The organism is Actinosynnema sp. CS-041913, from assembly GCF_050942485.1.
Taxonomy (GTDB): Bacteria; Actinomycetota; Actinomycetes; order Mycobacteriales; family Pseudonocardiaceae; genus Actinosynnema.
Genome location: NZ_CP192037.1, coordinates 631356 through 656712, shown reverse-complemented (window position 1 = coordinate 656712; position 25357 = coordinate 631356). Strand labels below are relative to the sequence as shown.

Here is a 25357-nt window from a genome sequence, read left to right as displayed (position 1 = left end):
CACTGTCCCCCACCCGGACGTACCGACGGTCTTTCCTCCGCAAATCTGCGGATATCCTTTCGGAGCTGCCCCGATTCCACTTCGGTGACACTTTTCCCGGATATTCCACACACCGGCGCATTGACCGTCGGGCGGCTCGGACTAGTCCAGGTGGATGAGACTCGCCAGTAGCCGGCCCCGCCCTGTAGCGACAACCAGTGGTGCAACGACTCAGCATGTAACTCTTTCGTGTTCGCTCGAAAGTGTCACGCAGAGAAGGGCCGTCACCATGGGTATACACCGCCGCAGACCTGCCCCCACCCGCCTCAGATCGCTCGCGCTCGCCCTTGCCTTGGGGGCGGGCACGCTCGTCGCGCTGCCGCCGGCGGCCGTCGCCGCCGTGCCGGCGGGCTTCACCGACAGCCTCGCCATCGGCGGGCTCTCCGCACCCACCGCCGCCGCGTTCGCGCCGGACGGCAAGGTCTTCGTCGCCGAGAAGAGCGGCCTCGTCAAGGTGTACGACTCGCTCGCCGACACCACCGCCGCGGTGTTCGCCGACCTCCGGCCGCAGACCCACGACTTCTGGGACCGGGGCCTGCTCGGGCTCGCCGTCGACCCGCAGTTCCCCGCCCGCCCGTACGTCTACGTCGCCTACACCCACGACGCCGTGCCCGGTGGGACGTCACCACGATGGGGTGACACCTGCCCGACACCGCCCGGAGCCACCGACCAGGGCTGCGTGGTCACCGGCCGGGTCTCCCGGCTCACCATGGGCGCCGGCGGCACGTCGGTCGGCGAACTGCCGCTGATCACCGACTGGTGCCAGCAGTACCCGAGCCATTCCATCGGCACCGTGACGTTCGGGCCGGACGGCGCGCTCTACGTCGGCGGCGGCGACGGCGCCAGTTTCAACTTCGCCGACTACGGCCAGGTCGGGAATCCGTGCGCGGACCCGCCCGGACCCGCCGGCGCCAATCTCACCGCGCCGGACGCCCGCGGTGGCGCGCTGCGGTCGCAGTCGGTGCGCCGGCCCGCCGGCGACCCGGTCACGCTGGACGGCACGATCGTCCGCATCGACCCCGACACCGGCGCGGCGCTGCCCGGCAACCCGTTCGCCGCGCACGCCGACCCCAACGCCCGCCGGATCGTCGCGCACGGCCTGCGCAACCAGTTCCGGTTCGGCTTCCGGCCCGGCACGGACGAACTGTGGGCCGGCGACGTCGGCTGGGGCACCTGGGAGGAGATCAACCGGATCGGCGACGTCAACGACACCACGGCCGAGAACTTCGGCTGGCCCTGCTACGAAGGCGCGGCACGGCAGTCCGGGTACGACAACGCCAACCTGGCGCTCTGCGAGTCGCTCTACGGCACCGGCCAGACGCCGCCGTACTACGCCTACCACCACTCCGCCAAGGTCGTGCCGACCGACCCGTGCCCCACCGGTGGGTCCTCGATCGCCGGCATCGCGTTCGAGAGCACCAGCAACTACCCCGCCGCCTACGACGGCGCGCTGTTCTTCGCCGACAGCTCGCGCGGCTGCGTCTGGGCCATGCAGACCACCGGCGGCCAACCCGACCCGACGAAGATCGTGCCGTTCGTGACCGGGGTGAACGTTCCCGTGCAACTGCTCACCGGGCCGAACGGCGACCTGTTCTACCTCGCTTTGGGCGCCGGGGAACTGCGGCGGGTCGGCTACCCGGCAGGCGGCAACCGCCCGCCCACGGCCGTCGCCACCGCCACGCCGGCCACCGGACCCGCCCCGCTCGCCGTCCAGTTCAGCGGCACGGGTTCGAGCGACCCGGACGGTGACGCGGTCACCTACGCCTGGGACCTGGACGGCGACGGCGCGTACGACGACTCGACGTCGGCGACCCCCACCCGCACGTACAGCACCACGACCACGGTCGGCCTCAAGGTCACCGACCCGACGGGGGCGTCCGGGACCACCACGGTCGTCGTCACGGTCAGCGGCCAGGACCCGGTGCCGGTCATCGACACCCCGACCACGGCGCTGCGCTGGCGGGTCGGCCAGACCGTGCCGTTCGCGGGACGGGCCACCGATCCGCAGGACGGCACGCTGCCCGCGTCCGCCCTGCGCTGGCGGCTGAGCATCCAGCACTGCGCGACCACCGGCTCGTGCCACGAGCACGTCGTGCAGGACTCGACCGGGGCGTCCGGCTCGTTCGTCGCGCCGGACCACGAGTACCCGTCGTACCTGGAGCTGACGCTGACGGCGACCGACTCCAGCGGGCGCACGGGCACCCGGAAGCTCCGGCTCGACCCGCTGACCGTGACGCTGAACTTCACGTCCAGCCCGGTCGGCGCGCAGCTCACCGTCGGCGGGACGACCCAGCAGACGCCGTTCTCCCGCACCGTGATCGTCGGGTCGAACAACTCGGTCGGCGCGCCGAGCCCGCAGAACCTGCCGCCGCTCAACCTCCGCTACCGCTACCGGAGCTGGTCGGACGGCGGCGCGCAGGCGCACAACATCATCGCGCCCGAGGCGCCGACCACGTACACCGCCCGTTACTCCTTCTGCCTCTGCTGATACCACCGGGCCGCGTGCGTCCGACCGGGCGCACGCGGCGGGGCCTCCGTCCGTTGCGCACCAGAGTGGACTCGTTCGAACGCCTTTTCCGGGTACTCCATCAGCGGGCTTTTATTCTGTTACAGGACTGCGTGACACAGGTCACACGGCGACCCTCGGTACGACCGGGGCCAGCGGCGTCGAGAAACTCTCAAGAAAAGTCCGCAGGTAGGTATTCACAGTCGACAAGAAATCACGGTGATCAGCCGGTAATTGGCTGTTAACGTCTTTCCAGGCGCCGTGACATGGCTCCGACCCGGTCGAATCAGACATTCTGGGAGAACCGACATGACGAAGTTCACGCGTGTTCTGACCACCACCCTGGCCGCCGTCGCGGCGTCCTTCGCGTTCACCGCGGGCGCCGCCCAGGCGACCCCGGACGCGCAGGTCTACCTGTACACGACCACCCTGTCGGGCTGCACGTTCACCGGGGACAACGGCGTGGCCGGCGGCGTGTTCGCGGACTACGAGTGCAAGTCCGGCGTGGCCGGCTACAGCGTCCTGGTGGAGCCCACCTACGGGTCGTTCAACGACGTGTACCTGAACACCCTGACGCTGGCCAACTGCGAATTCGCCGGCGACAACGGCGTCAACGGCGGCGTCTGGGCCGACTACGAGTGCCAGCTCGGTGTCGCGGGCTACAGCCTCAAGGTCAGCAACTGACAAAGCGGTCGTGCCCCGGCCGCCACGCGCGTCCGGGGCACGACCCGCAGTCCGTTTCCGGTGTATTCGGAAGAAACGGCCCATGAAACGGGCCCGACTATTCCGGCAGCCGTTTTCATGTTCACCGCACGCATCCGCAGTCCACCCGCCGGCCGTCACCGATCGAACACCTGTTCGATCCGTCCACACCTGTGGACAGCCTGTGGACAGCTAGCCCGCGGCAGCCAGCAACTCGTCCACGGACCACTGGTCGTCGGCGTGCGCGCCACGCTTCTCCGCGATCACGCGGCCGTCCGGCGCGATGAGGAAGTCCGCAGGTAGACCCAGCCGCCCCTGCGTCGGCCTGGGCAGCGGCCGGCGGCCTCGGAGCACCGGGCCGAGATCCCGCGCGATGCCGCGCACGATCGATCCCCAGGCCCGTGGATCGAGCACCGCGCGCGGCGAGGACTCGACGCCGAACTCGACGTACAGGCGCTTCTCCGGGTCACCGATCACGGGGAACGGCAGATCGGCCACGTGCGGCAGCAACTCTTCGGCCGTCGAGTGGAACACGACGACCTCCGCGATGCCGCGCGCCTCGATCTCGTGGTGGCGCACCACAATCGAGCGCAGGTGCAGGTTGCATACCGGGCAGCCGGCGAAGCGGCGGAACTGCAGGTGCACCAGCTTCTCCGGGTCCGGCACCCGGACCGGGCCGCCCTGCACGGTCTCCCACTCGCGGGTCGTGATCATCGCATCCCCCTATAAGCGTGCGGTGTACGCTCATGCGCGCTATGGGCGTATGTCGTACGCTGTCAAGCGCCATGCCACGACCCAAGTCCCTGACGCCCGGCGACCTGGCCGCCGCCGCGCTCGCGGTGATCGACCGCGAGGGCCTGCCCGGCCTGTCCATGCGGACGGTCGCGAAGGAACTCGGCATGGGCACCATGTCGCTCTACCGGTACGTCTCCGAGCGCACCGAGCTGGAAGCGCTGGTGGTCGACCTCGTGCTGTCCACTGTGGACACCGAGCCGCCGGAAGCGGTGTGGCAGGACCAAGTCACGACGTTGGTCGAACGGGTGCGGGACGCGGTGGCCGCGCACCCGAACGTCGTGCCGCTGACGATGACCCACCGGCACCGGTCACCCGCGCTGCTGCGCTGGTCGGAGGCGGTGCTCGAAGTGTTGACGGCGAACGGCTTCACCGGCGGGCGGCGGGTGGTCGCGCTCCGCTCGCTGCTCAGCTACCTCATCGGCGCGATGCAGTTGGAGCACCTCGGGCCGCTGTCTGGGCCCGGAACCGCCGCCATGGCGGGGAAGAAGGAGTTCCCACTGCTCGCGGAGACCGCCACCACCGCACGCGGGGTGGACGACGGGTTCCGCCGCGGTCTCGCGGTCGTGCTGCGGGGGCTGGGGTGAACCCCGCCGACGCGGAGGTCAGGTGCGGCCGACCTCCGCGCCAGTGGCGACGAACACGGAGTTCCGCTTCGAGCGTCACGGAACCGGCAAGGGCGCGGAGCCGGTTCCCGCTGCGTCTCCAGGTCAGGTTCGTCGTGAGGGGCACACGCAACCCCTCCCCGTCCACTTGGAACGGGCAGTCCGATCAGGCGGTCCGGTCGTCGGGCAGTTCGAGCAGCTCGTCCAGCACGCTCGTGGCCGGCCCGCGCCGACGCCAGGAAAATCTGGTGGGGGACAACACGTTCACCTCGTCGGCGGGCATCCGCATCGCCACCACGTCGTCCTCGGTGTGCAGGCGCACGACGTCGATCACGGCGTCGTGCGCGCGCACCCCGACCACTGCGGCGAGTTCGCCCCGCGCGTCACGCGGGTGGAGGAACTGGAATCCGCGCGCGATGAGCTGCCGCAACTGGAGGGTCGTCCTGGTGGCGTACTCAGTGGACGAGGTCATCGAACTCCCCGTCCCGGGCACCGGCCACGAAGGCCGCGACCTCCGCTCGCGTGTAGACGAGAGCGGGACCGTCCGGGAACCGGGAGTTGCGCATCGCGATCTCGCCGCTCTGCAGGGCGGCGAGCTCCACACAGTTGCCGAGCGCGCCGCTGCGGGCGCTCTTACGCCACATCACGTCCGGCAACTCGGCCGCGGACATGCCGTTGCGGGCCTCGATGGCCATCGACATCACCTACCCATCGCGACGGGGATGCATCTGCACGTGCATCTGGCTGTGCACGGACCGTAGCACTCCGTGGCATACCGGTAAATGCGCGTGCGGATGCGGAGCGTGAATCTCCCCCGGAAGGAGGAGCCCTACAGCTCCGTCCGGAGCTTCATGAGCATCTGCCTGCTCCGGTCCGGCGTCTCCGCGTCGACCGTCAGGCGGTCGAAAACCCGGCTGTAGATCTCCAGCTCCTCGGATTTGTCCAGGTAGAGGGCACCGGCGAGGTGTTCGAGGTACACGATGTCCGGCAGGTCGGGCTCGCCGAACCGCAACATTGTGAACGGGCCTTCCGCTGCGTAACCGCTCAACTGGTACGGAACTATCTGAAGAGTGATGGGCGCGATCTTCGTTACGGAGAGCAAGTGTTCGACCTGGGCGCGCAGCACCTGGTGGCCGCCGATCGGCCGGTGGAGCACCGATTCGTCGAGGACCACCCACAGCTTCGGGGCGCCCGACCGGAACATCACCTTCTGCCGCCGCATCCGCAGCGACACCCGCCGCTTGACCGCCGGACCGGCCAGCTCCGGCCTGCCGTGGCTGGCGATCGCCATCGCGTACTCCTCGGTCTGGAGCAGGCCGGGCACGAACTGCGTCTCGTAGGTCAGGATCCGGGACGCCGCCTCCTCCAGGCCGACGTAGTCCTGGAACCAGTCCGGCATCAGGTCGGTGTACCGGTGCCACCAGCCCGGCTCGTTCGACCGCCGGACCATCCCGAGGAACTTGTCCCGCGCGTCCGCGTCCGTCATCCCGTACATCGTCAGCAGGTCGGAGACGTCGCGTTCCTTGAGGCCGACCCGGCCCAGCTCCATGCGGCTGATCTTCGACTCCGACCCGCGGATCGCGTAGCCGGCGTCCGCCCGGCTGATCTCGGCCGCTTCGCGGAGCCGGCGGAGCTGCGAGCCGAGCACGATGCGGAGCGCGGTCGGACCACTCTCCCGCTCGGCCGTCGAACCCTCGGGGTCACCAGTGGCCATCGCTGATCCTCCCGACCGTTCTCACAGGTGCGAAGCCCGTCCACCCGAACAGCGGTTGTGCCCGAACGGCGCGAACTCGCATCGTCACTGAACGTACACCCACGATCTTCCTCCGCCTGCCGCACACCGCCCACTCGGACGTCGGGCCCATAGTCTTACGCTGAGTGGCCTGTGACGTGGTGCACAGCCACCAACCTCCTCAAACCCCTACTGCGAGGTCACCAATGCCGGGTACGTCCTCGGACACCGCCGCCCCCGTCTACATCGACACGACGAAGGCCAGCATCGCCAGGGTCTACGACGCCTTCCTCAACGGCAAGGACAACTACGAGATCGACCGCGAGGTGCTGCGCCGCGTCCAGCAGGTCGCGCCGGAAGCCACGACCCTCGCCGTGGACAACCGGGCGTTCCTCATCCGCGCCACCCGGTTCGTCGCCAGCCAGACCGGGATCACCCAGTTCCTCGACTGCGGATCGGGCCTTCCGACGGCCGAGAACACCCACCAGGTGGCCCAGCGGATTCAGCCGGAAGCACGAGTCGTCTACGTCGACAACGACCCTGTGGTGCTGGCCCACGGCCGCGCGCTGCTGGAGGAGAACGACCAGACGCACTTCTCCGCCGCCGACATCTTCAACCCGCGGCAGACCCTCGCGGACGAGGTGGTGCGCCGGCACATCGACTTCGACCAGCCGCTCGCGCTGTTCCAGCTCGGAACCCTGCACCACTACAACGGCGAGTCCCCGACCACGGCCGAGATCATGGCCGAGTACATCGAGGCGCTGCCGTCCGGCTCGTACGTGGCGATCAGCCACTTCCTGGACCCGGAGACCGAGGAGCACTCGGCGATCGCGCGGCGGATGGAGGAGACGTTCCTGCACTCCCCCATGGGTTCCGGCCGGTTCGCCACCCGCGCGGAGCTGCTGTCCCTGTTCGACGGCCTGGAGCTGATCGAGCCGGGCCTGGTGATCTGCGCCGACTGGTGGCCGGACGGGCCCCGGCTGCAGAAGCTCGACGCGGTGTCCTACTGCATCGCGGGCGCGGTGGCGCGCAAGCCGTAAGGACCGACGTCGAGCGCCGTGCCATGTGCGGATGGCACGGCGCGGAGTCCGCCTTGGCCCATCCTTGAGCGGTGTTCCGGGATCATAGTCCACAATGGACTCCGGCGGTGTGCGCCCCCGCCGGCCGCCCTGGACGCGCCGGCACGCGAACCGGGCGCCACCGCACCGGAGGTGAGGCAGCGCCCGGGAGGTTCGTCCGCGATGCGTTCGCCGGTCGGGCCGTCAACGGGTGAGGAAGTCGACCAGCACCGGCGCGGTGACCTTCGCCTTGACCATGTGCGTCTGCCCGTCGAGGACCTTCAGCTCGGCGTCGGGCAGGGCACGGGCGAGCGCGGCCTGCGCGTTGCGCATGTACTCGGGGCTCTTGCCGCCGGCGATGACCAGACCCGGCGCCTTGGCACCGGCCCAGCGGTCGGTGGGCGGCGGTGTGCCGCGCTGGAACTCCCGCACCAGCGTGATGTCGTTCGGCAGGGTGTGCGCGACGGCCTTGAGCTTGCGCCACGGCGGCATGATCCGCATCAGCGCGGTGAAGACCTTCGGCGTGCCGACGTAGTCCATGAACATCTTCACGGCGTCACCGCGCCGCTCCTCGGCCACCGCCCGGCTCATCCGCGCCGGGAAGTCGTCTGCCATCGGCGTGTGCGTGCCGTCGACCACCATCGGCGACTCGTAGATGGCGAACCGGTCCACCGGGACACCCCGGTGCACGGCCTCGGCGACCAGCGTGCCACCGGACGACATGCCGAACAGGTGCGCCCGGCCGCCCGCCTCCTCGATCAGCGCGGCGATGTCCTCCACCTCGCGCGCCACGTCGTAGGACGCGGCGTTCCCGCTTTCCCCGCGACCACGCCGGTCGTAGGTGTAGACCGTGAAGTGCGCCGCGAGCGCTTCGGCCAACTGCGCGGCCGGACCGAACGACCGGTAGCACAGCGCGCCGTCGACGATGACCAGCGCGGGACCGGAACCCGTCTTGCCGTATGCGATCTTCGTGCCGTCGCCGGACATGACCTGACCCATTTTTCCCACTCCCTCAGACTTCGGCGCGCAGCTTCGCCGCGACCGCGGACACCCAGAGCCAACTGACCACGGCGACGCCGTACAACATGACGGTGCCCCACTCGGAGCCCATGAACGCCATGGGCGCGACCGACACCACGCCGGTCACCACGCAGTACAAGGACCACTTCCCGCTGAACCGACGGGCGAACACGAAGCACGAGGCGATCAACGCGGGAAACGCGGCGAAAAACGCGACCGCGTGCAGCATCCCGTGCCAGGAAAGGACTTCCGGCTGCCCTTCGGGCGCACCGACCGGGAACCCGAAGGCGGGATCGGCCACGAACACGCCGCCACCGATCATGCCGACCGCGAAGACCGCCAACAGGATCGGCCCCCACGTGCCGCCGCGCTGACCCTTGATCGCTCTGCGGACACCGGAAGCCATCGCGAGGAACAACAGTCCACTGAGGACGAAGTTCGCGATCTGCACCCAGCCGCCCTCGCCGAGCGAGAGGAAGCTGAACGGGTGCTCCGTCAACTCGAAGCCCTCCCGGGTGAACGCCTGGGCGAACCCCGTGACCAGGTAGAGCGGCCCGGCGAGAACACCGCAGCCCAGCAGCAACTTCGTGGTGTCGTTGCGCGTGTCGACGAGGGTCATGACAGGTCGCCCATCCAGGAGGACCACGTGCTTTCGTCGCGGTCGTCGTCGGCGAAGACGTGGTGCATGGCGATCAGGACACCGGTGATCCCTTGGAAGAACCGGTACATGGCGTCGGGCGTGCGGATGCCGACGGTCTGGGAGTTGGCGTAGTAGACGACGCCCTGGAGGCCGTCCACCACCACCTCGTCACCCACGCGGGGCGACCGGTCGAGGCCGAGCTTGCGGTGCAGCGAGGCCCACAACGCGGGCCAGTCGGCGATCTCGGGCCCCACCACGGTCACGGGCGTGGCGGTACGCCCGGCGAAGTGCCGGAGGTACTCGACCAACGTGCGCCAGAACATGGTGCCACCGGCCGTCATGGCCTCGAACTCGTCGTGCCAGTCGTCACCGGGCAGGAACCCGCCGACCACCATGCGGAGGACGGTGCTGCCCTGGTCGCGCCCCTCGATCAGGAACTCGTAGGCCATGAACCGCCCGTCCGGCGCCTTCTCGCCGCCGTACGCGAGGTGCTTGCCGGGCTCCCACGCGGTGACACCGTGACGCGGCCGGTAACCGCCGAACGCGCCCTTGACCGCCGCACCGGGCTCGACCTCGTTGCTACCCATGAACCACGAGTCGATACCCGGGCCGGTGGCGATGGCGTCCCACACCTGCTCCGGCGTGACACCGTCCAGCTCGATCTCGTTGACCTCTTCGAACGCGTGGCCCATCAGGACTCCTTCGGAATGCTCGGGTGCACGGCGACGACGACCCGATGCGCCCGCCCACCCTCCGCGTTTTCGTCGTGGTACTTCGCAACCAGCCCGGTCACGGCAACGGCCAACTCCTCGGCGAAGGCCGCCCGGTCCCGCGCGGTGGCGAACCGGACCTCACCGTCGATGGCGAACGTGGCCACCCGCTTACCCGCCTTGGAAGCGCCGGTCAGCAGACTCCCGACATCCCGCACCAACCGGGCCGCGACCGCCAACAACCACCGAGCGGACAACCGATCAGGCGACCGTGCGGGGTCAGGCTGCACAGCGGCAAGAGCAACCGGCGAGATGACGTAGGAAGCAGCAGTAGCCCGCATGACCCGCTCGGTCATGTTGCCCTTGCGCCGCTCCTCGGCCAACTCGACCAACCCGTGCTGCTCCAACGTGCGCAGGTGGTAGTTCACCTTCTGCCGAGGCAACCCGACCTTGGCCGCCAACATCGCCGCAGACCCGGGCTGAACCAACTCAGCCAACAACCGCGACCGAACCGGATCCAACGAGACCTCGGCAGTAGCCGCGTCTTCGATCACCGCCACTTCAAGCATGGGAGAACCCTCGCACCGACAACAAACTTTGTCAAGACAACCAAACTTGTCGGTACCCGGACACACGTCGACAGCCTGCGCGAGCACACAAGAGGGGCCTCGTGTTCTCCCCGTATGGCCTGCCCGCAGGGAACCGCGCTTGGGTTGGGAGTGCAAGCACGCACTTCGCTTGCACTCCCAACCCAAGGGTGGTGGTCTTGACCAGGCCATACGGGGAGAACACGACGCCTTGCCCTTCCCCCGGAGGCCTGCCCAGCGGCGAGCGTCGCCCTTCGACCCGACCGGCCGAGAGCACCCGCTTCAAGCGGTCGACCCGAGCCGAGAGCACCCGCTTTCCAGCGGACAACCCGACCAGCCACGACCGCCTCAAGAGCCACAGCGAGCGCCCGCTAAACCCGCACCAACCACGCGCAGCCCAGAACCCCGCAGCCAAAACCGCAGGTCAGAAGGCCGAAGAAGGGGAGCCTCGTGGCCCCCGGCCCCCACATTCGATCATCCCACGAGGCACCGACAATCCCGACCGTCAGCGTTCCGTGCGCATCCTGTCAGCGCCCCAAGCCAAGGTCCCCCCATGGTGGAGACACAAAGGGTGAGCTGGTGGCAACGACCATGGGTGCTACCGCTGGGCTTCCTGGTAGTGGCGTTCGTATCCTTCTCACTCCCGCGCTACCTGACCCTGGACAAAGCGCAGTCCATGGTCCCCCAACCGGGCAACCACACCTGGCACTACCCGATCCTGGTAGGGCACGTGATCTTCGGCTCGATCGCGATCCTCACCTGCGTCCTGCAGATCTGGCCGTGGTTCCGGCAGAAGCACCCCACCTGGCACCGCCGAGTAGGGCGGATCTACGTGTTCGCCGGAGTGCTGCCGGCAGGCGTGATGGCGTTCGCGATCGGCATCGTGAGCCCGTTCGGCCCGATGCTCCAGGTGGGCAACGTGATCCTCAGCCTCCTCTGGCTGGGCACCACGATCGCGGGCTACCGGATGGCCCGCCGGAAGCGCTACGTGGATCACCGCCGCTGGATGATCCGGAGCTTCGCGCTCACCCTGTCGATCATCACGAACCGGATCTGGGGCGTGGTCGCCGCGATCACGCTCACGCCCCAGCTCGACACGACGTTCGGTGGCAGCGAGATCGCGCTGCTGTACACGCAGGCGGGTGTGTCGGCGTGGGTCGGGTGGGTGCTGCCGCTGCTCATCGCCGAGTGGTGGCTGGAGCGGGGCGACGCCCGGAAGCGCCGCGACCGCTCCGCGCGTCAGGTCGAGAGGCCCAAGGTCAGCGTCTGAGACTCGAAGTCGAGCAACTGCCGTTTCCGGCCGAGGCCGCCGCCGTAGCCGGTCAGGTCGCCGGTCGACCCGACCACCCGGTGGCACGGCACGATGATCCCGATCGGGTTGCGCCCGTTGGCCATGCCGACCGCCCTCGCGGCGGTCGGCCGGCCCAGTGTCGACGCCAGTTCGCCGTAGGTCACCGTTTCCCCGTACGGGATCGAGCACAGCGCCGTCCACACCGCCCGCTGGAACGGGGTGCCCAGCAGGTCCAGCGGCAGCTCGAACTCGGTCCGCCTCCCCGCGAAGTACTCCTCAAGCTGGACGATCACGTCGCCGAACAGCGACGCGTCGGCCGGTCCGAAGCTGTCGTCGGCGGGCCGGTACCGCTGGTCGGTCATGTACAGCCCGGACAGCCCGCCGTCCGTGGCCACCAGCGTCAACGGGCCGACGGGGCTGTCGACCGTGGTGTGCGCCATGAAGTTCCTTTCACGCGGGCAGCCGGTTGACCGCGTGGTCACCGGTCGCCCAGAGGTATTGGACGGCGTACGCCCGCCACGGGCGCCACGCCTGGGCGCGCCGCACCAGCGCGCCGGGGGTGTCGGGCAGGCCGAGTGCCCGAGCGGCGATCCGGACGCCCAGGTCGCCCGGGATGAAGGCGTCCGGGTCGCCGAGCGCCCGCATGGCGATGACCTCGACGGTCCACGGTCCGACTCCGGGCAGGGCCAGCAGGTCCGCCCGCGCCTTCGCCCAGTCCGCGCCCACCCCGAGGTCCAGCGACCCGGAGGCCAGCGCCTCCACCAGGGCCGCGAACGCGACCTTCCGCGACTGGGGCATGGCCAGCACGGACGGGTCCAGCGCGGCCAGCTCCGCGGGCGTCGGGAACAGGTGCGTCAGACCGTCGTCGGTGATCGGGGTGCCCGCCGCCGCCACGAGCCGTCCCGCGTGCGTGCGCGCGGCGGCCGTCGACACCTGCTGCCCCAGCACGGCCCGGACGGCGAACTCGGCGGCGTCCACGGTGCCCGGCACCCGGCGTCCGGGATCCTTGTCCACCAGCGGTCTCAGCTCGGGATCGGTCCGCAACTGGTCGTCCACGGCGGTCGGGTCGGCGTCCAGGTCCAGCATCCGCCGGCACCGCGCGATCGCGATCGACAGGTCCCGCAGGTCGGTCAACGCCAGCCGGCACGCCACGTGGTCCGGCTGCGGCCACAACGACACCACGGCGTGCCCGTGCGGCAGCCGCAGCGTCCGCCGGTACGCGCCGTCCCGCCACTCCTCCACGCCCGGCACGGCCGTCGCCGCCAAGTGTCCGAAGAGGTTGTCGGGGCACAGCGGAGCCCGGAACGGCAACCTCAGCGACAGCACGCCCGCCGCCGCGCCGGTCCGCGGCCCACCGTCCCGCGCCGACACGTCCGACGCCGCGCCGCGGCGCGACCTCAGGTCCGTGGGGGACAACGCGAACACCGTCCGCACGGTCTCGTTGAACGCCCGGATGCTGGCGAACCCGGCGGCCATCGCCACCTCGGCCATCGGCAGCGTGGTCGTCTCGATCAGCAGCCGCGCGGTCTGCGCCCGCTGCGCGCGGGCCAGGGCGAGCGGTCCCGCGCCGAGTTCGGCGAGCAACTGCCGTTCGACCTGCCGCACGCTGTACCCGAGGCGTGCGGCCAGTCCCGGCACCCCCTCGCGGTCCACCACGCCGTCCGCGATCAGCCGCATGGCCTTCGCGACCGAGTCCGCGCGGTGGTTCCACAACGGAGAACCGGGACTGGCATCGGGCCGACACCGTTTGCACGCCCGGAATCCGGCTTGTTGCGCCGCCGCCGCACTCGGGTAGAACCGCATGTGCTCGACCTTGGGCGGCACCACCGGACAACTCGGACGGCAATAGATCCGGGTGGTCGTCACCGCTGTGAAGAACCACCCGTCGAACCGCGCGTCCTTGGACCGCACGGCCCGAACACAACGTTCCGCGTCTTCGTGCACGCCACCCAGCATCGGTCAGCGCCGGCCTACTGGCTGGCGGAAATGCGACATCAAGGAACACGCCGGGACGAGCCGCACCACGCTGTGCGGACCCTTCGTCGGAGGACTCACCGGCCTACGCGTGCAGCGGGGCCGCGAGCCTCGCGAGCAGCACCAGCCTCACCTCCGCCCGATCCCGGTCGTGCGCGTCGAGCACCGTCCGCAGGATCGGGCAGACCCGTGCTTCACCGGGGATGCCCCGGTCCTCACGGGCCGTGACCGGCAGGCGGCCGGCCGAACCCGACTCAACCCCGGTCGGCATGGCAGGTCGCCGCGCCGTTCCACCGGTCGGGCCGGTTCGGTGCACATCGCTGAGAAGACCCCCAGGACCCCTCAGCGACGAACGGTCTGCCACTCGCGGTAGTTGCCTGCGAAACCACTTCGACCGGTCCCTTCGCACAACTTGACGACGTCAGCGGAACGTCCTGGGCAGCTTGGCAGCGCAAGTCGTTAGGGTGGACTGCCTGGTGCTTCACCGGTCCACAAACGACCTGTTCACGCGCTCACATCCGGTTTTCCGGTCCGGAAGACCGGACCCGAGGAGGTCAGCCGCGGATGGCTGGTTCTGGTCAGGGGTCGGGGCCCCGCGCCCTTTTCGCGGAGCGGTTCGCGCTGCTCTACGCGGAAGCCGGAGACCCGCCCCTGAAGCGGGTGACCGAGTCGGTCGGCCGCGCCCGGCGCACCGACGAACGCGGCCGGCCGATCCGGGCGACCGCCCAGCGGGTCAGCGACTGGCGTCGCGGTCGGAACGTCCCGGCCCGGTTCTCGGCACTCTCGGTAGTTCTCGAAGTCCTCATCGGCGAAGCGCGCAAGTCCCGCCCCCAGCCGCCGGCCGCCGGGCTGTACGACCTGGAGGCGTGGCGCGCGCTGTGGGAGGAGGCGCTCGCCAGCCCCGCCACCGCGCCCGAGGACGAGGAGCCGCCGAGTTCCGACGAAATCGGCGTGTGCCCTTACCGGGGATTGGCGGCATTCCAACCCGAAGATTCCTCGTGGTTTTTCGGACGGGAACGCAGCACCGCCGCACTGGTCTCCCGGATGGGCGCCGCGGTGGATTCCGGTGGAATCGTGATGCTGGTCGGCGCATCGGGCGCCGGTAAATCGTCACTGGTGCGCGCCGGGGTCATTCCGGCAATCCGCGGCGGCGCATTGATGGTGGCCGGATCGGAGCGCTGGCCGTCCGTTGTGGTGACGCCCGGCGGCGATCCGGTGAAAGAGCTGGTGAGGCAGATCCCGGAATTGTCCGACGTGCTGGAGCTGGCGCTGAGCCTGGACGGGGTGGACCACGACCCGGTGGCCGGCGGGCACGGTCCGGAGACTTTCCTGGGGCAGACCATGATGGGCGTGCTGCGGTTCGCGACCCGGATCCGGGCCGCGTTCGCCGCCTACGCGGCCCGGCACGGGGGCGAGCGCGTGGTCGTCGTCGTGGACCAGTTCGAAGAGGCCTTCACGCTCTGCGGTGACGAGAGCCTCGTGCAGGTCTTCGTGCAGGCCCTCCACGTCGCCTGCACGCCGGCCATCCCGGGCGGCGCCGCCCCGGCCCTGGTCGTGCTGGGCGTGCGGGCCGACTTCTACGGCCGCTGCCTGGCGTTCCCCGAGCTGGCCGACGCGTTGCAGGACCGCCAGATGGTGCTCGGCCCGATGACCTCCGCGGAGCTGCGGGAAGCGGTGTCCCGCCCGGCCAAGGCCGCCGGCCTGCAGCTTGAACCAGGCCTGATCGAACTCATGCTGCGCGACCTGGGCGTGCGCAGCGGACGCGCGCAGGGCCGGGCCGGGCAGGGCGCGTACGACGCGGGCGCGTTGCCGCTGCTGTCGCACGCCCTGCTGGCCACCTGGCAGCGCCGCGCGGCGGGCAAGCTCACCATCTCCGGCTACCGGGCGGCGGGCGGCATCCAGGGCGCGGTCGCCGCGACCGCCGAACGCGCCTGGGCCGACCTCGCGCCCGACGCCCAGCTCGCCGCCCGTCCCCTGCTGCTGCGCCTGGTCCGGGTCGGCGAGGACACCCAGGACACCCGCCGCCGCTCCACCCGGCACGAGCTGGTCGACCAGGCCGCGAACCGGGCGGCCGGCGAGGAGGCGCTGGAGGTGCTCGCCCGCGCGCGGCTCGTGACACTGGACTCGGGCTCGGTGGAGATCACCCACGAGGCGCTGCTCCAGGCGTGGCCCCGGCTGCGGAGCTGGATCGACCAGGACCGGGAGGGCCAGCTCCTGCGGCAGCGCCTCGAAGAGGACTCGGCGACCTGGGCCAACCAGGACCGCGACTCGTCCCTGCTGTACCGGGGTGCGCGGCTGGAGACCGCGCGGCACTGGGCCGATGCCGCCGGACCGGGCGGCCTGACCGGCGTGGCGCAGGACTTCCTGGCCGTGTCCACGCAGTACCGGAGGCGGGCGCTGTGGGGCAGACGCAGCGCGGTGGCGGTCGTCGTGGTCCTCGCGATCATCGCGGTCACCGCCGCCGTGCTCGCCGTGCGGCAGCGTGACGACGCGGTGTTCCGCCAGGTCGTGGCGGAAGCCGACCGGCTCCTGGAGACCGACCCGTCGCTGTCCGCCCAGCTCAACCTCGTCGCGCACCGGATGCGCCCCGAGGACAAAGAGGTCTACACCCGCATCCTGTCCACCCAGGGCACCCCGCTGGCCACCCGGCTGATCGGGCACGAGGGCGCGGTCTACCTCACGTCGTTCTCGGCGGACGGCAACACCCTCGCCACCGCGTCCTACGACTCGACCGTGCGGCTGTGGGACGTGCACGACCGCGACCACCCCAAACAGCTCGGCCCCCCGCTGCGCGTGCACCGGAGCTGGGTCAGCTCGGCGGTGTTCAGCCCCGACGGCAGGACCCTGGCCACGGCGGGCGACGACGGCACCGTCCGGCTGTGGGACGTCGCCGACCCCAGCCGGCCGCGCGCGCTCGGCCAGCCGCTGGAGGGCGACCACGGCACGATCTACCTGGTGGCGTTCACCCCGGACAGCAAGACCCTGGTCACCGCGAACGAGGACAGCACGGCGACGCTGTGGGACGTCACGGACCCGTCCGCGCCCCTGCCGCTCGGCGAGCCGCTGGGCCTGCACTCCGAACAGGTGCGGTCGGTGGCGTTCAGCGCGGACGGCCGCCTGCTCGCGGTCGGCGGCGACGACCGGACCGTGGTCCTGTGGAACGTCGAGGACCGCGCCCGCCCCCAGTCGCTCGGGGCGGCGTTGACCGGCTTCGACGGCATCGTCCGGTCGGTCGCGTTCAGCCCGGACAGCCGGGTGCTGGTGACCGGCAGCGAAGACCAGACCATCCGCCTGTGGGACGTGACCGACCCCGCGCACCCCAGACTCCTGGGCCGCCCCCTCACCGACCACACCGGCGCGGTGTGGTCGGTGGCGTTCAACAAGGACGGCCGCGTGCTGGCCTCGGCGGGCGCCGACGGCACGGCGCGCCTCTGGAACGTGACCGACCCGGCCCACCCCTTGAGCATCGGCCAGCCCCTGACCGGCCGCAACGGCATCGTCTACGCGGTGGCGTTCAGCCCGGACGGCACCAGCCTCGCGACCGGCAGCCAGGACAACATCGTGCGGCTGTGGTCGTTGCCGCGCACGGTGCTGGTCGGCCACTCCGGCCGCACCGTCGGGCCGGTGTTCAGCCCCGACGGATCCCGGTTGGTCACCGGCAGCCGGGATCAGACGATCCGGCTGTGGGACCTGAGCAACCCGCGCGACCCCCGCAGCGTGGCCGAGGTCGTGAACGGCGACGACGCGGGCGTGTGGGCACTCGCCATCAGCAACGACGGCAAGACCTTGGCCGACGTCAGCGACAACAGGGTGCGGCTGTGGGACCTGTCGGACCCCGACGCGGTGCGCCGGCTCGGCCCGCCGCTGGAACTGCACACCAGGTACACCGCGCCGGTCACGTTCAGCCCGGACGGGAAGGTGTTGGTCACCGGGTCGAAGGACGATTCGGTGCAGCTCTGGGACATCAGCGACCGGAACAACCCGCGGAAGCTCGGCAAGCCGCTGGTCGGGCACAGCGGCTACGTGCACTTCACCGCGTTCACGCCGGACGGGCGGACGTTGGTCACGGGGAGCGCCGACCAGACCGTGCGGCTGTGGAACACGACCGACCCGGCGGCGGCGCAGCCGCTGGGCCAGCCCCTGACCGGGCACGCGGGCGCGGTGCGGGCGGGCGCGATCAGCGGCGACGGCCGGACCCTGGCGACCGCCGGCAACGACAAGACGGTCCGGCTGTGGGACTTGACGACGCCTTCGCGGGTCAGGCAGATCGGCGCGCCGATGACGGGGCACGTGGAGGCGGCGGTGGCGGTCGCGTTCAGCCCTGACGGGAAGACCCTGGCCAGCGGCGGCGAGGACACGACCATCAGATTGTGGGACGTGCACGACCTCCTGCGGCCGGAGGCGATCGGGCAGGCGCTGACCGGCCACCACAAGGGCGTGCACGACCTCCGGTTCTCGCCGGACGGGCGCACGATCGCGTCGACCAGCCTGGACAGCACGGTGCGGCTGTGGAACCTCGACCAGCACCGGACGGTCACCCGGATCTGCGCCAAGACGAAGGGCGTGCTGCCGGAGGAGCTGTGGCGCAAACACCTGCCGCAGTTGGACTACGAGCCGCCCTGCCCTTGACGGGGTTCGCGTTCCCGGTCGGGACGGGGCGGTTCGAGACGGTGGACACCTTCGTGGCCGCCGTCGAGAGCGCGGTGGGGATTCCGAACCGTTGGGAGGTCGGGACCGCACGTAGCTGTGGTGTTCGGCACTTTTCGTCATGGACTTCTCACAGATCGTGGCTAGGTTTCACGTCATGCGTCTACTCGGCCGGGTGGGGAGCCCGCAGACGGCGGTCGCGGTGCTCACCGCGATCACCGGCGTCTACATGGGTCTCGTGGTGTTCGGGAATCTCACCGACTACGAGACCAACCGCGCGTTCGTCCAGCACGTGTTCGCGATGGACACCACGTTCCAGTCGCCCAACACCATGTACCGCGCCATCACCAACCAGACCGTCGTGACCGTGGCGTACGTGTTGATCATCGCCTGGGAGGCGCTGACCGCTCTGGTCCTGCTCGCCGGGCTGGTGGCGTGGCTGCGGGGGCAGGCCGTGGCGCGGCGGTTGTCCGCCGCCGGATGGGTCATGCAGGTCCTGCTGTTCGGCGGTGGGTTCATCGCCATCGGCGGCGAGTGGTTCCAGATGTGGCAGTCGAAGGACTGGAACGGGCTGACGGCGGCGTTCCAGAACTTCGTGGTCGCCGCCGTCGGCCTGATCCTGGTGCATGTGTCCACAAAGGACTGAGTAGTGGTCGGGGAGGCCGCGGGGTGTGGCGGCCTCCGCCTACTCGCCCGACCAGCGCGCGACACGGCCACTCGTCCGACCGCAGCGCGACACGGCTAGTTACCGACCGCAGCGCGACACGGCTACTTGCCCGACCAGAACGCCAGGCGGCTACTTGCCCGACCAGAACGCGAGGCGGTGGGTTGTGGCGTAGTCGACGTTGCCGATGGCGTCGGGTGCGAGCGACTGCACGTGTCCCTCGTGGAACGTCGGCCACCTGGGCAGCACGGTGCCGTTCGGGTCGCCGTTCGGGTCGCCGGAACGCGCGAAGTTGGTCCAGTAGCCGATCAACTGGTCGCTCAACGGGCTTCGCCGGCCGTCGGACGGGAACAGGTAGTCGATGTCCGAGCTGTGGGTGGCCCCCTGCTCGGTGGCACCGGGGTCGGCGAACTCGAACGCGTACGTCGTGGTGTGCGCCGAGAGCAGTTGGTGTTGGCGGAACGTGGCACGTGCCCACACGCGGTCGGTGAGCACCTGCGCCCAGGCCAGGTTGGGGGTCGCGAAGTCGGCGAGGGGGTACTCCGCCGCCACTTCGGCCGCCCGGTCGCCGAAGGCCGCCGCCAGCAGGCGCGGGTAGCCGTCGGCGGTGACCTCACCGCGGAAGATGTCCACGATGTTGCGGTGTTCGTCCTTGGTCGCGCCGGCCAGCACCGGCACTCGCGCGAAACGGCCCGCTGCCAGCAGATCCGGCGGGAGTTCGTCGTAGCCGAAGGGCTGGAAGATGTTCATCACCTGCGGGTGGTCCAGCAGCCTCTCCGCGGGCAGGGCACGCAGGCAGGCCAAGTCCGCACAGCCCAGTTCGGCGGCGACGGCACGGCCGCTGCCCTCGACTTCGGTGCGCTCGCGCCACCCCAGCCACGGCAGCGCGCCCAGGCCCGGGTACCAACTCTCGGCGGGCAGGTCGACCAGCGCGAAGCCGCTGTGCATGACCGCCCGGTGGAACAAGCCGTGCGACGGCGGCGAGACCAGGTGCGCCGCGACGGAGGTCGCGCCGTACGAGACGCCGAACAGCGTGACGTTGCCCGGATCCCCGCCGAACGCCTCGGCGTTGCGCCGCACCCACTCCAGTGCCGCGCGCTGGTCCTGGAGCCCGAACGTGCCCGAGCCGGCCAGGCCGGGAAGCCCGAAACCGCCGAACACGCCGAGGCGGTAGTTGAGCGTCACGACCACCACGTCGCCTTGCGCGGCCAGCCTCGAACCGTCGAAGAAGTGGCCCGCGCCGACGGCCCCGTCACCGTGGAGCCAGACCATGACCGGCTTGGGCGCGCTCTTCGTCTTGGGTGTCACGACGTTGAGGACGAGGCAGTCCTCGTCGGTCGCTTTGGTGTCCGAGTAGGACGACCCGACCTGCGGGCACGGGTTGCCCGGTCTGGTGGCGTCCCGCACGCCTGCCCAGCTCGCCGGGCGTTGCGGCGCGCTCCAGCGCAGCTCGCCCTTGGGCGGGGCCGCGTACGGGATGCCCTGGAAGAGCACGTGATCGCCCTTCACCACCCCGCGCACGCGCCCGGTGTCGATCCGGACGGTGTCGTCTTGCATCGCGCTCCCCCCACACGCCGTCATCAGTGCTGTTGTCAGCACTGTCGTCAGTAGTGCGCAGACCAATGCCAACGTCCCCCGACGCATTGGTTCCCCCTTGCCTTGTCGTGCTGCCTGTCAGGTCATGTCGTGCGCTCCCGTGGCGAGCGCCACCGTCGTGAGCAGTTCGCGCTCGCACAGGTCGAGATCGAGCGCGGCGTCTTCGGCGGCCTTGGCCAGCACGCCGTTGCGCAGGGCCAGCAGGAAGATCGCCATCGTGTCCGCGTCGAACTCCCGGAACTCGCCGGCCCGCCGGCCGGCACGCAGCAGGTCGGCCATCTTCCGGTGGTCGCCGGCCTCACCACGAGTGGACACGTGTGGTCGGACCTGCATCAGGGCGACCATGTGCGACCGGTGGGCGCGCATGAAACGCAGGTTGGCCGTGAAGAACGCCCGCAGCTCGCCGGCGGCCGTGTCGGACTGGTCCATGAACCCCAGGACGAAGTCCGCGAACTGCCGCACGACCTGCCGGTACACCTCGTCCACCAGCTCCTGCTTGCCCTTGAAGTGGTACGAGATCAGCCCGGTGCTGCTCAGGCCGGCCCGGGCGGCGATCTGCTTGAACGAGGTCGCCGCGTAACCGAGTCCGGCCAAGGTCTCGATCGCCGCCCCGACGATCTGAGCCCGTCTGGCCTGCTCGGTCACCGACCTTGCTCGCATGAGCAAAAGTTAGCACGGACGAGCAAGAACTTCACTAGTCGGAGATGGCACCTCCCAACCGACGATGAGGGTGTGAGCGAACCGCGAGCCCAGCCGGACCCGGCGTTCGCGCTGCTGGACGTCTACGACGCAGCGCTGCCGCACGTGTACGGCTACCTGCTGGCCAGGTGCGGGAACCGGGCGCAGGCGGAAGAGCTGACGTCGGAGACCTTCCTGGCGGCCGTGCAGTCGGCCAGGAACGGCGGCCCGGTCACCCCGGCGTGGCTGATCGGAATAGCCAGACACAAGCTCGTCGACCACTGGCGGCGGCGCGAGCGGGAGGAGCGGGGCCTACGCCTGGCACATGCCGACCCGGACGTCGAGGACCCGTGGGACGGGCACCTGGACGCCTTGCAGGCCCGCGAGGTCCTGGCCGCCTTGAGCCCGCATCACCGGTGCGCCCTGACCCTGCGCTACCTGGACGGCTTGCCCGTGCCGGAGGTGGCGACGCTGCTGGGCCGGACGGTCCACGCGACGGAGGCCCTGCTGGTCCGGGCCCGAGCCGCGTTCCGCCGCGCCTACCCCGGAGGCCGCGATGACTGAGCTGATGGGACGCACCTCGCCGGCGGTCTCAACCACGCAGGGGGCACGGCTGGCCACGCAGGCAGGGCAGGCCACCTGGGCGGGCTCGGGTTTTGGCCTGGGAGCGGGCTTGACCTTGGGAGCTGGTGTGAGGGGTTGGTTGGGGTTGGGCGTGGTTGGGGGTTGTGATGGCTGACCCGTTCGATGCCCTTCATCTGCCGTCGTGGCCGGTTGAGCCTGAGGTTGGGTTCGCGGCTCGGCTTCGGGAGCGGTTGGAGCGGTTGGTGTTGAGTGGAGGAGATGTGGCTGTTTCCGGTTCTGGCGAGGTCGGGTACTCGGCAGTCGGGTATTCGGCCGTCACGCCCTACCTGGCGTTTCGGGACTCTCGGGCGGCGGTCGGGTTCTACGTCGAAGTGTTCGGGGCTACCCGGTTGGGTGAGCCCGTCGTCATGCCCGACGGGTCCGTGGGACATGCCGAGATCGCCATTGGCGGCTCCGTGCTGATGTTGGCCGACGAGTCCGCCGAGTACGACCACATCGCGCCCGCCGCGACCGGTGTGCGGCCCATGCACCGGATCGAAGTGGCCGATGTGGACAGCGCCGTCAGCCGGGCCGTGGAGCGGGGGGCCGAGGTGTTGCGGGCCGCCGCCGACACCGGGCACGGGTACAGCGGCACGATCATTGACCCGTTCGGGTATCGGTGGATGGTGGCTGCGCGCAGCCCGAAGGGCACCGCCGCGCCGACCGCCGGGAGCACTGGGGGCGCCGGGAGGAGCACCGGGAACATCGAGAGCGCCCGGGTGCCCCACGGGCACGTCGGCTACCACACCCTCTCCGTGCCCGACGACGAAGCCGCCAAGCGGTTCTACGGGGCCGTGCTCGGGTGGTCCTTCCCGCGCGGAGGGGTCGAGCGCGGCTGGGGGATCGAGGGCGCGGGCCTGCCCATGTCCGGGTTGTGGGGCGGGCAGCGGTGGGCCGGGTGGAAGTTGATGTTCGCGGTGGACGACCTGGCGGCGGCGCTCGCCCGCGTGCGCGAGCACGGCGGCACCACCAAGGCGCCCGAGCGGCAGGCCTACGGGCTCTCGGCGGAGTGCGTCGACGATCAGGGGGTGGAGTTCTGGCTTTGGGAGCAGTGAGGTCATGTATCTATGGTCGAACTGACGTTCGAAGAACGCAAGATCACGATCGGGTGATCGTCTAGCCGAGGATCTGGCGGAGCTGGTCCAGCAGCTCCGCCCGGCTCGTGCAGCCCAGCCGCTGCCGGATGCGGGCCATGTGGTGCTCCACCGTCTTCGCCGAGATGAACAGCCGGTCGCCCACCTGCTTGTACGTCAAGCCACCGACCACCAGCTCGGCCACCTCGCGCTCACGGTCGCTGAGCTTGCCGGTCTCCGACGCCTCCGCCACCGGCTCGGCCGGCTTCCGGCCCACCCCGACCGGACGCCCCTGCAACAGCCGCGCGCAGTCCAGCAGCCGCACCATCGCCTGCCGGTCCGACGTCCTTATCGCCGCCTGGCCGGCGAGCCGGGCCGCGTCCCACCACTGGCCGACCGCGTGCAACCCCTTCGCCGCCGCCTCGACCTGGTCGGCGTCCACCTTGCCCGCCAACACGTCCAGCCAGCTCTCCGCCGCCGTCGACACCCGAGCGCAGTACCGGCTCCGGTCACGGCAGGCCGCCAGCGCGGCTGCGTGCTCCTCCGCCACCGCCGTCTCCTCGGCGATGATCGCCGCGTGCAATCCGCTCCAGTGCAGCGGAACCGCCCACAGCGGCGGATCTCCCAACTGCCGCAACAGGTTCCGCGCCGTCACGAGGTGCGGAGCGAGCCGGTGCTGATCACGCAGCCGGGCCGACGCGGCAGCGAACTCGCCCAGCGGCAGGAACGTATACAGGTCCACGGGGTGCCGCAGCACGGCCTCGCAAGCCTGCTCCCACGTCCGCTTCAGAGTCGCCAGATCGCTGTTGCGCCGGGCGATCCCGATCTCCAACGCCACCGCGAAGATCCAGTCGCGCGGCTCCAGTGGGCGCCCCACCTTCCGCAGCGCCACCAACGTTTCCCGCGCCTGCCCCAGATTCCCGCGCACCATCGCGATCCAGGCCCGCAGCAACCGGTGCCGCACGGTCATCAGCACACCGCCCAGCGACGACGCCAATGCCCGGTCCAGCACCGATTCCGCCATCGGCAGCTCACCGCTGTGCAGGGCCACCAGCGCCGCCAGAGCCGCCGGCGTGTCGGGCAGCAGCACGGCCTGCCCAGCGGGCTCCAGCAACCCGGAGGCACGGACCAAAGTGGACAGTGCGGCCGTCGAAGATCCGCCCAGCGACTCCACAACCCCCTGCGCCATCAACGAAGCGGCACCGTCGAGCATCGTCGGCGGCGCGACCGGCAACGTCCCGGACGGCACCCGCCCGGTCCCGACCTGACCGACCACCGCGAACGCCGCGGAAGTCGCGCTCGGCGACCACCGGTGCAACTCGGTGCTGCGCGCCAACTGGCCCCGGTGCGCCAACGCGATCGCCGCGACCTCCGCCGCCGCACCGCGATGTTCCTGGTCCCCAGCGGAAATCACCTGGTCGGCCAACCGCAGCGCGGCGTCCAGATCACCCGACATCGCCGATGCCGCGGCCCGCCGCACCGCCAGCGACGCGGTAGGCGTCCCGACCTCCGCCAGCAGCCGCGCCGACAACGCCGGGTCGGTGGACAGCGCTTCCCGTGCGGCAGCTTGGAAAGCCGCCGCCACGACCGGCCCGCCGACGCCCGTCCCGAGCAACGGCCGCACCAGGTCCAGCACCGGACCGCCGGACCGCAACTGCAGCTCGGCCAGCCGTTGCCGCACGGCGATCCGCCGGTCGGTCCGGCTCAGCGCCGCCACGGCCGCCCGCGCGATCGGCAGCAGCGTCCCGTCCGGCGCGAGCAGCCCGGTGGCCCGACCGGCTTCGATCACCTCGCCGACCGCGTCGGAGTCCTTGTCCAGCAACGCGCCCAGCAGGTCCAGCCGCAGCGCCACCCCGGCTTCGGCGGCGAGCAGGAACTTCTGCACCTCCGGCTCCAGCCAGTCCAGGTCCGCCCGGAACGACGCGAGCACCTCGGCGGGCACGTCCGCCGACGTCAGCCCGGCCAGCCGTGCCACGAACCGGGGCACTCCCCCGGTCTGCTGGTGCACGAAGTCCGCCAACCCCCGCCCGGCGGCGGGCAGCACGGCCCGCACCTGCTCCCGGGTGAACGCCGAAGGCAGCAATGCCGGCCGCACCCGCCCCAGCGACTCGGCCAACGCCGCCAACGCCCGCGACCGGGGCCACGGCCGGTACGCCACCACGACCCGCACGTCGCCCCGCTCGACCAGGGCACGCAAGGACGCCAGCTCCGCGTCCCCCAGCAGATGGGCGTCGTCCACGACGGTGGCCTCGACACCGGCCTCCCGGTAGACCCGCTCGACCTCCCGCAGCACGGTCGTCTTGCCGTACCCGCCGGGCGCGAGCACCCCCAGCCGCAGCACGGCTTCCGGCGCGGCGGCGACCTCGGCCAGCACCTCACGGGCCGATGGGTCCAGCAACGGGCGTTCGGAAGTCATGCG

23 protein-coding genes are annotated in these 25357 nt (G+C 70.7%); 9 read left to right on the top strand and 14 right to left on the bottom strand.

Annotated elements, in window-relative coordinates:
- The first annotated feature begins 268 nt into the window (after positions 1-268).
- Positions 269-2527, top strand: coding sequence for a PQQ-dependent sugar dehydrogenase (locus tag ACQPZF_RS03220; RefSeq protein ID WP_433268052.1), 2259 nt, complete (start codon positions 269-271; stop codon positions 2525-2527).
- A gap of 327 nt (positions 2528-2854) precedes the next feature.
- Positions 2855-3229: a hypothetical protein gene (locus tag ACQPZF_RS03215; protein WP_433268050.1), complete on the top strand. Its 375-nt coding sequence runs from the start codon at positions 2855-2857 to the stop codon at positions 3227-3229.
- Positions 3230-3439: 210 nt separating this feature from the next.
- Here the strand turns inward: ACQPZF_RS03215 and ACQPZF_RS03210 are convergent, their stop codons facing one another.
- The gene (locus tag ACQPZF_RS03210; RefSeq protein WP_433268048.1) at positions 3440-3961 is read right to left on the bottom strand and encodes a peroxiredoxin-like family protein; all 522 of its coding nucleotides are present in this window, start codon (positions 3959-3961) and stop codon (positions 3440-3442) included.
- Between the two features lie 71 nt (positions 3962-4032).
- Here ACQPZF_RS03210 and ACQPZF_RS03205 point away from each other — a divergent pair, with 71 nt between their 5' ends.
- Positions 4033-4626: a TetR/AcrR family transcriptional regulator gene (locus ACQPZF_RS03205; RefSeq protein ID WP_433268047.1), complete on the top strand. Its 594-nt coding sequence runs from the start codon at positions 4033-4035 to the stop codon at positions 4624-4626.
- A gap of 184 nt (positions 4627-4810) precedes the next feature.
- Here ACQPZF_RS03205 and ACQPZF_RS03200 read toward each other — a convergent pair whose 3' ends face one another.
- From ACQPZF_RS03200 to ACQPZF_RS03190, 3 genes are all read right to left on the bottom strand, one after another.
- A complete protein-coding gene (locus tag ACQPZF_RS03200) occupies positions 4811-5116 on the bottom strand; it encodes a hypothetical protein (protein WP_433268045.1) in 306 nt (101 codons plus the stop codon).
- The gene (locus ACQPZF_RS03195; RefSeq protein WP_433268042.1) at positions 5100-5339 is read right to left on the bottom strand and encodes a DUF397 domain-containing protein; all 240 of its coding nucleotides are present in this window, start codon (positions 5337-5339) and stop codon (positions 5100-5102) included. Before ACQPZF_RS03195 ends, ACQPZF_RS03200 begins: the two co-directional genes overlap by 17 nt.
- Positions 5340-5473: 134 nt before the next feature.
- Complete coding sequence (locus tag ACQPZF_RS03190; RefSeq protein ID WP_433268040.1) at positions 5474-6358, bottom strand: helix-turn-helix domain-containing protein; 885 nt, start codon at positions 6356-6358, stop codon at positions 5474-5476.
- Between the two features lie 224 nt (positions 6359-6582).
- Here ACQPZF_RS03190 and ACQPZF_RS03185 point away from each other — a divergent pair, with 224 nt between their 5' ends.
- Positions 6583-7416 (top strand): SAM-dependent methyltransferase, encoded by an 834-nt coding sequence (locus tag ACQPZF_RS03185; protein ID WP_433268038.1) that lies wholly within the window; start codon positions 6583-6585, stop codon positions 7414-7416.
- A 222-nt stretch (positions 7417-7638) separates the two neighbouring features.
- Here the strand turns inward: ACQPZF_RS03185 and ACQPZF_RS03180 are convergent, their stop codons facing one another.
- Genes ACQPZF_RS03180 through ACQPZF_RS03165 form a run of 4 tightly spaced genes read right to left on the bottom strand, consistent with a single transcriptional unit; the run spans position 7639 to position 10373 of the window.
- Complete coding sequence (locus ACQPZF_RS03180; RefSeq protein ID WP_433268036.1) at positions 7639-8433, bottom strand: alpha/beta fold hydrolase; 795 nt, start codon at positions 8431-8433, stop codon at positions 7639-7641.
- Between the two features lie 13 nt (positions 8434-8446).
- On the bottom strand, positions 8447-9073 hold the full coding sequence (locus ACQPZF_RS03175; RefSeq protein WP_433268034.1) for a DUF998 domain-containing protein: 627 nt from the start codon (positions 9071-9073) through the stop codon (positions 8447-8449).
- Positions 9070-9786: an SRPBCC family protein gene (locus tag ACQPZF_RS03170; RefSeq protein ID WP_433268032.1), complete on the bottom strand. Its 717-nt coding sequence runs from the start codon at positions 9784-9786 to the stop codon at positions 9070-9072. Before ACQPZF_RS03170 ends, ACQPZF_RS03175 begins: the two co-directional genes overlap by 4 nt.
- Complete coding sequence (locus ACQPZF_RS03165) at positions 9786-10373, bottom strand: ArsR/SmtB family transcription factor (protein WP_433268030.1); 588 nt, start codon at positions 10371-10373, stop codon at positions 9786-9788. Before ACQPZF_RS03165 ends, ACQPZF_RS03170 begins: the two co-directional genes overlap by 1 nt.
- 571 nt (positions 10374-10944) lie before the next feature.
- Between ACQPZF_RS03165 and ACQPZF_RS03160 the strand changes: the two genes are divergently transcribed.
- On the top strand, positions 10945-11661 hold the full coding sequence (locus ACQPZF_RS03160) for a DUF2306 domain-containing protein (protein WP_433268028.1): 717 nt from the start codon (positions 10945-10947) through the stop codon (positions 11659-11661).
- Here the strand turns inward: ACQPZF_RS03160 and ACQPZF_RS03155 are convergent.
- From ACQPZF_RS03155 to ACQPZF_RS03145, 3 genes are all read right to left on the bottom strand, one after another.
- On the bottom strand, positions 11631-12122 hold the full coding sequence (locus ACQPZF_RS03155) for a methylated-DNA--[protein]-cysteine S-methyltransferase (protein ID WP_433268026.1): 492 nt from the start codon (positions 12120-12122) through the stop codon (positions 11631-11633). The genes ACQPZF_RS03160 and ACQPZF_RS03155 overlap by 31 nt on opposite strands.
- Before the next feature lie 10 nt (positions 12123-12132).
- Complete coding sequence (locus tag ACQPZF_RS03150; protein WP_433268024.1) at positions 12133-13626, bottom strand: AlkA N-terminal domain-containing protein; 1494 nt, start codon at positions 13624-13626, stop codon at positions 12133-12135.
- A 115-nt stretch (positions 13627-13741) separates the two neighbouring features.
- Positions 13742-13927, bottom strand: a complete 186-nt coding sequence (locus ACQPZF_RS03145) for a hypothetical protein (RefSeq protein ID WP_433268022.1) — start codon at positions 13925-13927, stop codon at positions 13742-13744.
- Between the two features lie 293 nt (positions 13928-14220).
- Between ACQPZF_RS03145 and ACQPZF_RS03140 the strand changes: the two genes are divergently transcribed.
- Both ACQPZF_RS03140 and ACQPZF_RS03135 read left to right on the top strand, forming a co-directional pair.
- Positions 14221-18285, top strand: a complete 4065-nt coding sequence (locus ACQPZF_RS03140) for an AAA family ATPase (RefSeq protein WP_433268020.1) — start codon at positions 14221-14223, stop codon at positions 18283-18285.
- Positions 18286-18460: 175 nt separating this feature from the next.
- Positions 18461-18949: a DUF2165 domain-containing protein gene (locus ACQPZF_RS03135; RefSeq protein WP_433268018.1), complete on the top strand. Its 489-nt coding sequence runs from the start codon at positions 18461-18463 to the stop codon at positions 18947-18949.
- A 150-nt stretch (positions 18950-19099) separates the two neighbouring features.
- Here the strand turns inward: ACQPZF_RS03135 and ACQPZF_RS03130 are convergent, their stop codons facing one another.
- Both ACQPZF_RS03130 and ACQPZF_RS03125 read right to left on the bottom strand, forming a co-directional pair.
- Positions 19100-20524 carry a carboxylesterase/lipase family protein gene (locus ACQPZF_RS03130; protein WP_433268016.1) on the bottom strand — a complete coding sequence of 475 codons (1425 nt, stop codon included), beginning with the start codon at positions 20522-20524 and terminating at the stop codon, positions 19100-19102.
- Between the two features lie 117 nt (positions 20525-20641).
- On the bottom strand, positions 20642-21223 hold the full coding sequence (locus ACQPZF_RS03125; RefSeq protein ID WP_433268014.1) for a TetR/AcrR family transcriptional regulator: 582 nt from the start codon (positions 21221-21223) through the stop codon (positions 20642-20644).
- A 72-nt stretch (positions 21224-21295) separates the two neighbouring features.
- On the opposite strand from ACQPZF_RS03125, the gene ACQPZF_RS03120 reads away from it, so the two are divergent.
- Complete coding sequence (locus ACQPZF_RS03120) at positions 21296-21805, top strand: RNA polymerase sigma factor (RefSeq protein ID WP_433268012.1); 510 nt, start codon at positions 21296-21298, stop codon at positions 21803-21805.
- Between the two features lie 281 nt (positions 21806-22086).
- A complete protein-coding gene (locus ACQPZF_RS03115) occupies positions 22087-22920 on the top strand; it encodes a VOC family protein (RefSeq protein WP_433268011.1) in 834 nt (277 codons plus the stop codon).
- A gap of 61 nt (positions 22921-22981) precedes the next feature.
- Here ACQPZF_RS03115 and ACQPZF_RS03110 read toward each other — a convergent pair whose 3' ends face one another.
- Positions 22982-25354, bottom strand: a complete 2373-nt coding sequence (locus tag ACQPZF_RS03110; protein WP_433268009.1) for a LuxR C-terminal-related transcriptional regulator — start codon at positions 25352-25354, stop codon at positions 22982-22984.
- Between the last annotated feature and the right edge of the window lie 3 nt (positions 25355-25357).